Source organism: Bacillus sp. 491mf (genome assembly GCF_900112415.1).
Lineage (GTDB): Bacteria > Bacillota > Bacilli > Bacillales > Bacillaceae_G > Bacillus_A.
The window spans coordinates 1-8,575 of record NZ_FOLV01000077.1; the positions used below are offsets into that span (position 1 = coordinate 1).

9 protein-coding genes and 3 rRNA genes are annotated in these 8,575 nt (G+C 35.0%); 7 read left to right on the plus strand and 5 right to left on the minus strand.

Annotation, left to right across the window (positions count from 1 at the left end):
- Together BM211_RS25340 and BM211_RS25345 are read right to left on the minus strand one after the other, a co-directional pair.
- A 16S ribosomal RNA gene (locus BM211_RS25340) occupies positions 1-136 on the minus strand; the annotation flags it as partial.
- Between the two features lie 445 nt (positions 137-581).
- Positions 582-1,439, minus strand: a complete 858-nt coding sequence (locus BM211_RS25345) for an alpha/beta fold hydrolase (RefSeq protein ID WP_091000147.1) — start codon at positions 1,437-1,439, stop codon at positions 582-584.
- Positions 1,440-1,550: 111 nt separating this feature from the next.
- Between BM211_RS25345 and BM211_RS25350 the strand changes: the two genes are divergently transcribed.
- From BM211_RS25350 to BM211_RS25375, 6 genes are all read left to right on the plus strand, one after another.
- Positions 1,551-2,489 carry a helix-turn-helix transcriptional regulator gene (locus BM211_RS25350; RefSeq protein WP_177207000.1) on the plus strand — a complete coding sequence of 313 codons (939 nt, stop codon included), beginning with the start codon at positions 1,551-1,553 and terminating at the stop codon, positions 2,487-2,489.
- A 107-nt stretch (positions 2,490-2,596) separates the two neighbouring features.
- Complete coding sequence (locus BM211_RS25355) at positions 2,597-3,373, plus strand: MerR family transcriptional regulator (RefSeq protein WP_091000153.1); 777 nt, start codon at positions 2,597-2,599, stop codon at positions 3,371-3,373.
- A 202-nt stretch (positions 3,374-3,575) separates the two neighbouring features.
- The gene (locus tag BM211_RS25360) at positions 3,576-4,292 is read left to right on the plus strand and encodes a response regulator transcription factor (protein WP_035434761.1); all 717 of its coding nucleotides are present in this window, start codon (positions 3,576-3,578) and stop codon (positions 4,290-4,292) included.
- Positions 4,279-5,295: a sensor histidine kinase gene (locus tag BM211_RS25365; protein ID WP_035434760.1), complete on the plus strand. Its 1,017-nt coding sequence runs from the start codon at positions 4,279-4,281 to the stop codon at positions 5,293-5,295. Before BM211_RS25360 ends, BM211_RS25365 begins: the two co-directional genes overlap by 14 nt.
- A gap of 78 nt (positions 5,296-5,373) precedes the next feature.
- A complete protein-coding gene (locus BM211_RS25370) occupies positions 5,374-6,294 on the plus strand; it encodes an ABC transporter ATP-binding protein (protein ID WP_091000155.1) in 921 nt (306 codons plus the stop codon).
- Positions 6,287-7,024: an ABC transporter permease gene (locus tag BM211_RS25375; protein WP_141771704.1), complete on the plus strand. Its 738-nt coding sequence runs from the start codon at positions 6,287-6,289 to the stop codon at positions 7,022-7,024. The genes BM211_RS25370 and BM211_RS25375 overlap by 8 nt, the downstream gene beginning before the upstream one ends.
- Positions 7,025-7,204: 180 nt before the next feature.
- Here BM211_RS25375 and BM211_RS25380 read toward each other — a convergent pair whose 3' ends face one another.
- Positions 7,205-7,582: a VOC family protein gene (locus BM211_RS25380; RefSeq protein ID WP_091000159.1), complete on the minus strand. Its 378-nt coding sequence runs from the start codon at positions 7,580-7,582 to the stop codon at positions 7,205-7,207.
- Positions 7,583-7,966: 384 nt separating this feature from the next.
- On the opposite strand from BM211_RS25380, the gene BM211_RS25385 reads away from it, so the two are divergent.
- Positions 7,967-8,185, plus strand: a complete 219-nt coding sequence (locus tag BM211_RS25385; protein WP_035434756.1) for an alpha/beta-type small acid-soluble spore protein — start codon at positions 7,967-7,969, stop codon at positions 8,183-8,185.
- 73 nt (positions 8,186-8,258) lie between these two features.
- Here BM211_RS25385 and rrf read toward each other — a convergent pair.
- Positions 8,259-8,374, minus strand: a 5S ribosomal RNA gene (rrf, locus tag BM211_RS25390).
- A gap of 50 nt (positions 8,375-8,424) precedes the next feature.
- Positions 8,425-8,575 (minus strand): 23S ribosomal RNA (locus BM211_RS25395); the annotation flags it as partial.

The following is an 8,575-nucleotide window of genomic DNA, read 5'->3' on the forward strand; positions in this document are numbered from 1 at the left end:
AGGCAGGTTACCCACGTGTTACTCACCCGTCCGCCGCTAACTTCTTAAGAGCAAGCTCTTAATTGGTTCGCTCGACTTGCATGTATTAGGCACGCCGCCAGCGTTCATCCTGAGCCAGGATCAAACTCTCCAATAAAGTGTTTGTCTAGCATCATAAATAAAAATTGACGTTTCACGTTGTTTGTTTCGTTCAGTTTTCAAAGAACTCATCCGCCGCTCAATTGCGACTTCCTTATCTTAACATCTCAGTCATTCAATGTCAACTAAGTTTTTTATTTCATTTTCGCTTTCTGCTTTGTTGCAGCAGCGACTCGTATAATATTACTCCTCTATACAATAATAGTCAATAGCTTTTTTAATTTTTTTGATATTCCTAGTTACATTATTTTGTTTTGTGTAGCTGCCACTTATATGTAAAAAATCAAAGTGAATTTAGATGAATACTCCCCCACTGATAAAAAACCGCCCAATCGGACTTTTACGGACAGTTATCCCCCACCTATCTTCTTCGATTTTTTCGGAATCTTGAGGCGGGGGGTTACTGTCCCTTAATGCGGGATAAAACCGACAGCAATTCACAATTACGTTAACTTATAGGAAGAATTCAAAAAAACCTTAATTTCACGAACCAATTCCGCTGCATGATCAAACATCATAGCATGAGACGACCCAGGAACTACAACTGTTTTACTTTCACTTAATTTACATTCAACATTTTTTATGAATGCTAATTTCTTATTAAGGTCCCCTTCTTTTTCTGCTGGTAGAAATAATACTCTACATTGAACATGATCATACAAATCCTCTAACCTTCTATCATAAAGATCTTCCGCAATCTGTCTCATATTCTCCTTCTTAGACACAAACGTCACTTTTCCATTCGGAAGTTCTCGAGGCTTATAGTCCTCCATAACTAAAGCTCTGTTCGTATTCCATGGCAGCCATGTCTTTTTCATATACTGTATCAAATCTTCTCTTGAATCAAATTCCTGCTCCGGATTAGAAAAGTATTTATTTACATGCTCTTCTTTCGATTCAGTATACAAGCCGCCATCTCCTGAATGATTGACTAAAGCTCCTTCAGAATTAACTAAGGAAATAACCCTATCTGCATACATGGATGCAAACATTGTACCAACATCACAACCAAGCGAACTTCCTACTATATGGGTCTTATGAATGCCGAGAACTTCTAGCACCTCTCGAATGTCTTCAACTAAAGTTTCAAGTTGATATCCATTTTCAGGATGATCCGAATTGCCATGTCCCCTTATATCGATAGCAATTACACGATATTCTTCTGTAAACTTTGGAACAATACCTCGCCAAATAGCTGCACTTCCTCCCATATAATGCAGGAATAAAATTGGCTCACCATTCTGGCTATACTCATACGCTTTAATTTTTACTCCCTTTGTATTTACCGTGTATTCTTTCATTCCCTAATCCCCCTTTATTCCCCCTAGTTCATGAAGGGAACTTCGTGACTTCTCATTTATTTTATCGTATATTGATGACAAACAATGTCACTAATACCAGGAGATATTTTTATGTCTAGAACAGGAAGATTATTTGAGCTATTAATTACACTAAATACAAAACATCGCTTTACCGCTCAAGAATTAGCAAATGAATTTTCAGTATCCAAAAGAACGATACTTAGGGATTTACATCTATTAAGCGAAATGGGTGTCCCTCTTTTTTCTTCCCCCGGGCCAAATGGTGGCTACACACTTATAAGGGAGCAAAAACTTCCTACTATCTCATTAACACCAGAAGAAGCAACAGGATTACTGCTATCCTATAAACTTTTAGAGGATGGACCTTTTACACAAGAAATTATATCAACCATTACTAAAATCCGTTCCGGTATGTCTGTAGAGATGCTTCAAAAAATTGAGACATTACAAGATAGACTAGCTATTGATTCTCCGAAAAGAAGCTTTAAAAACCATTACCTCAAAGAACTTTTACAAGCATCATTAGACAAAAAACACCTGCAAATAGAGTATGAATCCCGGTCCGGATATTCAATCCGAACAATCTTTCCTTATGGACTCGTTCTAGCTAACGGAATATGGTACTCCCCTGCATTTTGTTATAAACGAAAAAAGAATGTACCATTTCGAGTCGATCGCATTATTTCCCTTAAAATACAACACGATTTCTCAGAGCCAATTCCAGTAGATATGACCATTCCACAATGGTTAAATCAAACAGAAGCCTCACCAAAAGAACTTACTTTGCGAGCAACATTAACTAAAAAAGGCTGTAAAATGCTAGATCCTCATCCTATTGGGGAATGGATTCAAGTTATCTCTAATGGTACAGGAGTAATCGAAGAACAGTTTAGAGAGTCAGATATACCATTTATCGGAGGACTATTCCTTAGTCTTGGGGCGGAAATATTAATAGAGGAGCCTGTAGAATTAATACAATTTGTACGGGAAAAAGCGCTGGAAGTTATTAGCCGGTACAAAAAAATATAAAGCGTCTCCTTATTTCAAATCTATTGAAGTTTTACTTGCACCTACAGTTACGTGAGGCTGTATGTTCAAAGTAACCAAATTGATATAGAAAAGGAGATAGATATAGCATGAGTATTAACAGAACATATTCAATCGGAGAATTTTCTACAAAGACCGGGACATCCATACGAACATTACATTATTATGATGAAATTGGGTTACTCAAAGCTGAAAAGTACCCTCATTCTGGTCACCGCCAATACACCGAGCAGGACGTGCTTACGCTGCAAAAAATTGTTGGTTTTAAATTTTTAGGCTATAGCTTGGACCAAATTAGTAAAATGATGAATGAATCTAGTTTGAACGTAACCTTACACGATACGCTACAAAACCAAAAAAGGGCTTTTGAACAGAAAAAAGAACAAATCGAAACGGCGCTAAAAGCGATTAATCGTACGATTCGATTGATAAAAGATAAAGAAGAAGTGGACAGTACAATCTTAATGAGTTTAATAAACAGCATGCAAGCAGAAAAACACCAACAACTATGGATTGAACAACATACATCAAAAGAAATAGCTGATTGGTTATTTAACAAGCCTGAGGAAGAAATGATCGCATTAGATAAAGAATTTATCAAGTTGTCTAAGGAAGTAAAAAGATTAACAGGAAGACCAGTTCATACTCCCGAGGTACAAGAGTTAATGGATAAACATATGAAAACAACGCTTAAATTTGTTGGTAAAGAAGCGATGTACGCTATACAAGATATAGAAGAATTAGAAAAAGAAGAACTTGAAAACATGACTCCTTCTCCATACACAAAAGAGGAAGAGGAATGGTTAAACCAAGCGATGGAGTATTATATGATTCAAAATGGTATGTATGATCCAAAGATAGATTAAGACGACTGTACATATATAAAACAAGTTCACATTAGAATAAAAGAAGTAGCCTGTTTGGATCAACCTTTTTCCAAAATAGGCTATTTATTATGGATAAATATAGTCATCATCGTAATTGAGTTTATAATCTACCTTATTTCACCAATTCATAGTATATAATTAATTCATACAACCAAATCCCAATTTAGAAGCAGGTGAAACAATGGAGACCGTTCGCGTACTTATAGCTGATGATGAAAAAGAAATAAGAGATTTGTTAAAAAAATACCTTGAAAGAGAATTCTATACAGTAGATACAGCAGTCGATGGTGAAGAAGCTCTTCATTTATTTAAGCAAAACCAATATAACCTCGTCATATTAGATCTAATGATGCCGAAAATAGATGGGATCGAAGTATGCAAAAGACTTAGAGAGCAAACAAACATCCCTATATTAATGCTTACTGCTAAAGATCATGAAGTAGATAAAATTTTAGGATTAAGCATAGGCGCAGATGATTATATTACAAAACCTTTCAGTATTCATGAAGTAGTGGCACGAGTAAAAGCCCTTATGAGACGTTTTTTAGTATTAGGAAGCGACGCTACCCTTCATGAACAAACAGTCATTTCGTTCAAAGGGCTAACCATTGATTTGAAAAAATACACAGTTACTGTAGATGAAGAAGAAATAGCTTTAACAGCGAAAGAACTAGAGTTACTAAAGTTTTTCGCTTCTAACCCCGAACAAGTATTTACGAAAACGCAACTCTTTCGCAACGTTTGGGACAGTAACTATATAGAAGATGATAATACAGTTATGGTACATATTAGAAAGCTTAGAAAGAAGATCGAAGCAGACCCTTCAAACCCTAAATTTATTCAAACTGTATGGGGTATCGGTTATAAATTTGTAGGTGAAAAAGATGAAAAACGATAAAGTTCTCTATCTGATTTTATTTCAGCTAATCATTATTACGATACTTCTATTTATTGAAATGAGTCATATATTTAAACTCATTTTATTTACGGTATTATTTCTTATCACGATAAGTCTTTTCTTAATAAGAACCCACTTTATTCAAAGCCGAAAGTCTATTATTACTAGCTTACAACGAGCGATTCATGGGAATTTACATACAAGGCTATACACAACCAATGATAATTCTTTAGATGATGTCATTTTTTCTATAAATGAATTGATTACAGAGCTAGAAAAGGTACAAGTTGATGCTAGAAAATCGCAAGAGGCTAGAAAACAGCTCTTATCTAGTATTTCACATGATATTCGAACACCCCTTACTTCCATTATTGGATATGTTGACGCTTTAAAAGATGGGATTGCTTCTTCAGAAGATGAAAGACGAGAATATCTCGAAATACTCTCAAAGAAATCAAACAGCTTGAAACAGTTAGTTGATCAAATATTTAATATGGCTAAGCTAGATGCAGATGAATTTCCTATAAAGAAAGAGTCTCTCGATTTTGCTGAGATTACTAGAGAATCGCTAATTGAATTTTTACCTGAACTATCAAAACAGAACATAGAATTGCAAGTTCATATTCCAGAAACACCTTGCCCTATTACAGCGGATCCCCTTAGTCTTGTACGAATTATAGGTAACCTCATAAAAAACGCGATATATTACGGGAAAACTGGGAAGGTAGTGGGAATAGAACTACTAGAAACCACGTCTGCATACCAACTACTCATTTGGGACAAAGGACCTGGAATTTCAAATAACGATTTAGAAAACGTATTTGAAAGAATGTATAGAAGTGACCAATCAAGGAATGCTTCACATGGTGGTAGTGGTCTGGGACTCGCTATCGCAAAAGCTCTCGTCGAAAAAAATGACGGAGACATATGGGTAGAAAGCATCCCATGGGAGCAAACTACATTCGGCTTTTCCATTCCAAAGCAAACTACTTTTAAGAAATAGTTAAGAAATGATTAAGCCACAGTTAAATCCTCCTTTTTATTATGTAAGTAAGATGTCATAGAAAGTGGGTGTTCCAAAATGAGCGCAATTATAAAAACTACAAATCTTACTAAAATTTATGGCAATCAAAAATCAGTGGATAATCTCAATATAACAGTAAATCAAGGGGACATTTATGGGTTCATCGGACGAAACGGTGCAGGTAAAACAACGACTATTCGAATGCTATTAGGTCTCATAAAGCCTACAAGCGGAAAAATCGAGATATTTGGAGAGGATTTTTCTCAAAATCAAAAAGAAATTTTAAGAAGAATTGGTTCTATCGTTGAAGTTCCAGGTTTTTATGAAAACCTTACTGCGAGAGAGAACTTATTAATTAACGCAAAAATAATCGGAGTGCATAAAAAGAATGCTATTGAAGAAGCACTAGAAATTGTCGGCTTGCAGCATGAAACAAAAAAGCTGGTAGGTAAATATTCTTTAGGAATGAAACAACGGCTAGGAATCGCAAGAGCCCTTCTCCACTATCCAGAACTATTAATACTTGATGAACCGACAAATGGTTTAGATCCAATTGGTATTAAAGAAATGCGCAAGCTTATTAAATCTTTAGCTCAAGAAAGAAATATAACAATATTAATTTCCAGCCACATTTTAGCTGAGGTCGAACAGCTAGTTGATCATATGGGAATTATTCATGAAGGGAAGTTATTAGAAGAGATTTCTCTCGATACACTTCGAAAAACAAATCGTAAATACTTAGAATTTCAAGTAAACGAAGATAATAAAGCCGCGATGCTTTTAGAAAAACAATTTCATATTTTTGATTATGAAGTACACGACGAAGGAAATATTCGCGTTTATTCTCACTTCGGACAACAAGGACAAATTAATAAAATGTTTGTTCAAAACGATATTGAAGTATTAAAAATTATAATGAGCGAAGACCGATTAGAGGATTACTTCACCAAATTGGTTGGAGGTGGGACAATTGGTTAATCTACTATATACAGAACTATTAAAATTGAAACGGTCTAATATGTTCTTAATTAGTATTATCGGGGCAGCTGTAGCGCCTTTTATGATAGTAGTCGCATCATATATACACGTAAAAACAAAACAGCCTACTAAAGCTATTCTGTTTACCGATTTATTTACTGACGCCCATCTATATACCCTTTTAGTAATTGGAGTTCCTTTATACGGAGTTGTCACTGCTTATCTCTTTAACCGTGAGTATACAGAAAACACATTAAAAAATTTATTAACGATCCCTGTATCACGTATTAGATTTATCATTAGCAAGTTTATTCTCCTTTTTATTTGGATTATGATATTGACTATGGTTTCTTGGGGATTAACTCTACTATTAGGATTATTAGGAAGCTTTCCTGGTCTAAGTAATGCATTAATTCTACAGTCTTTCATGAAGTTTTTAATAGGGGGCGGATTTCTTTTTATCTTATCCACTCCTATTGTATTTCTAACTCTTATAATGAAAACATATGTGTCACCTATTATATTAACCATCGTTATTACAATGATAAATGTTATGACCGCCAATTCAGAACATAAAGATCTATTCCCTTGGGCGGCAACAATAGATATCGTAAATAACAAACTCCAACCAACATATCCACCAGAATATTCTTATGTGATCATTGCCGCTACAGCTATTATTGGCTTCATCGCAACAATATTCTATTTTAAAAGAGTGGATATTCATTGATTTAGCTACTCATCAAGAAGTAGTAGTGCCTCATGAAAAAATAGTTGTAGACTACAAAGTGTTTCCTGCATATGAAAGCACTTTTTGTTAATAAAAACTAAAGTATCGCAAAACCTTGAAGCAATCCCTTCAGAAGTTCTGAAGGGATTTTTTCATTCACATAATAAGCATTATATAGATTTATTGACAGGCACCTAAAGGGTTTCCGTCAGGATCAAAAAATGTAAAGAATTTAGTAGTCCCTTCTCCACTAATAGGATTTACTTTGACACCACGTTCAATTAACAGTCGGTAAGTCTCATTAATATCTTTCGGAATAAAGTTATAATATTTCCCTACTCCAAAGTTATTCTCAGGAAAATTCATTGGCTGATGATTAACAGTTCTTACAAGACATACTACTGTTTGTGACCCTTCTTCGATTTTCATAACTGCAGCTTCGTTCTCAATATAAATAAGTTTAAATCCTAGTTTTTCTTCATACCATTTCGCTGAAATTTTTGGATCTTTGACTGGTATAAATACACCTTCCATTCCAGCCAATAATGATTGCGACATTGCTATATCCCCCTTAGAAGTTTTTCGTTATTTTATTCGTTCACATTTACGCTAAAGCCTTCTTTTTTGTTCGAATAATTGATACCCTAGCTTGTGAATAACGTACCGAAGTTAGAAGGAGTTACCATATTGCATATTCATGTTTAATTAAGAGAGATTAATATGTAATACATAAGAATTTATACGTTAAGAGATAGAAGAGTAAAAATATAGAGTTCACTTAGAGAAGAAATGAATGTGCCACGAATTAAAAATCGGTAGAACATAAAGATGAAACACAATCTTCTGAGGAGAACACAAAACGAAAATAAAAATATTGAGTATAACATGTATATTCATCGCAATTAAGAGCACATTATATACAAATATAAAGGAGGTGTAATTATGAATATTCAAAGACACGGTTATAATACAAATGAAATTCTTATTGCAGGTGCTACAAGTGCAATTGAGCAAATGAAATATGAAATTGCTCGTGAACTTGGAGTCACACTTGGTCCTGAAACGTCTGCACGTGCCAATGGTTCTGTCGGAGGAGAGATCACAAAACGTCTTGTTCGGATGGGTGAAGAGAAGTTAGTGGGTCAATATAGAGTCCATTAAAAAATTTACATAAAGTGAACAATTAAAATACACAAACACAAAAAAACCTAAGTCAAATTGACTTAGGTTTTTTGCCTGGCAACGTCCTACTCTCACAGGGACAAAGTCCCAACTACCATCGGCGCTAGAGAGCTTAACTTCCGTGTTCGGTATGGGAACGGGTGTGACCTCTCTGCCATCATTACCAGACTTTTGAAGGTATATTCCTTCAAAACTAGATAACATCTGCTTCATATTATTTGATTAAGTCCTCGATCTATTAGTATTCGTCAGCTCCACGTGTCACCACGCTTCCACCTCGAACCTATCAACCTGATCATCTTTCAGGGATCTTACTAGCTTAACGCTATGGGAAATCTCATCTTGAGGGGGGCTTCATGCTTAGATGCT